This window comes from Streptomyces sp. CBMA29 (assembly GCF_014596445.1).
In the GTDB taxonomy this organism is placed as follows: Bacteria; Actinomycetota; Actinomycetes; order Streptomycetales; family Streptomycetaceae; genus Actinacidiphila.
Genome location: NZ_MECL01000160.1, coordinates 1 through 1,286 on the forward strand (window position 1 = coordinate 1; position 1,286 = coordinate 1,286).

Consider the following 1,286-nt stretch of genomic DNA (forward strand, 5'->3'; position numbering starts at 1 on the left):
GCTGCCCGCGGTGCCCGGCCCCGGCCCCGGCGCCTACAGCCCGACCGTGATCGGCGCCCCGCTGCCCAACTGGGGCCCGCCGCCCGCCGCGAGCCCCACCGTGTCGCGGCTGAACGCGGGCGCGGCCGTACTGGCGCTGCCCGTACCGCATGTCGACCCCGCCGACCCCAACGCGGGCTTCCTGGCCGGGCTTTCGGCCGCGGCCCCGGCCGAGCTGGTGGCGGCGCTGCACTCCGCGCCGCAGGACTCGGTGGAGAAGCGGCTGCGTGAGCTGCGGGCGCTGCTGGAGATGGCCGACCTCGACGGCGCCCAGCAGGTGATGGCGACGCTCGCCGAGGCCGAGGACGACGCCGTCGACTGGCGGGTGGTGTGGCACCGCGGCCTTTCTGCGCTGTGCATGGGCGACCACGAGACGGCGGCGCTGAGCTTCGACGCGGTCTACGACGCGTTCCCCGGTGAGCCCGCGCCGAAGCTGGCGCTGGGCATCTGCGCCGAGGTGCTGGGGCAGTTGGACAACGCGGCCGAGTACTACCGGCTGGTGTGGACGACCGACCAGAGCTATGTGAGCGCGGCCTTCGGTCTCGGCCGGGTGCTGCTGGCCTCCGGCGACCGGCAGGGCGCGGTACGCGTCCTGGAGTCGGTGCCCGAGTCCTCGATCCACTTCACCGCCGCGCGGGTGGCGGCGATCAGGGCCCGGCTGCGGGACAGATCGCCGCAGGAGCCGCTGCTGGCCGACCTCCAGGCGGCCGGGCTCCAGGTCGAGGAGCTGCAACGGCAGGGTCTGGACTCCGACCGGCGCGAGCAGCTCGCCACCGAGGTGCTGGGCAGCGCACTGGACTGGGTGCTGGCGGGCCGTGTCGGGGACCTCCCGGCGGGCGCTCCGGGCGTACCGTCAACAGCCGGACCGCACAAGGCCGTTCTGGGCTCCGCCCTGAACGAGCGGGACCTGCGGTTCGGCCTGGAGCGCTCGTACCGGGTGCTGGCCAGGCTCGCCCAGCAGGGCAGTACGAGGATCGAACTGGTGGAACGCGCCAACCGCTTCCGCCCCCGGACGTGGGTGTAAACGAGATGCCGCCAATGCCCGAGTCTCCGCCTTCGGCGACGACACTGTGCCCGTCCTGCGCGGAGCCGCTGTACGCGGACGAACGCTTCTGCGAACACTGCGGCGCGGATGTCACCACGACGCCGCCGTCCGGCGTGCCGGTGACGCCCGCGCCCGCGGCGGGCATGCCGCCGGCTGACGGCGGGTCCGACGCGGCCGGTCCGTCGGCACCGGGTCCCGGAGC

2 protein-coding genes are annotated in these 1,286 nt (G+C 74.7%); both read left to right on the forward strand.

The window, feature by feature from the left end; all coding sequences use genetic code 11:
• On the forward strand, positions 1–1,063 hold a 1,063-nt coding region (locus tag BGM09_RS21555), incomplete at its 5' end, for a tetratricopeptide repeat protein (protein WP_317452817.1).
• Positions 1,064–1,077: 14 nt separating this feature from the next.
• Positions 1,078–1,286, forward strand: a 209-nt coding sequence (locus tag BGM09_RS37920) for a zinc-ribbon domain-containing protein (RefSeq protein WP_411158345.1), incomplete at its 3' end; no start/stop codon positions are given.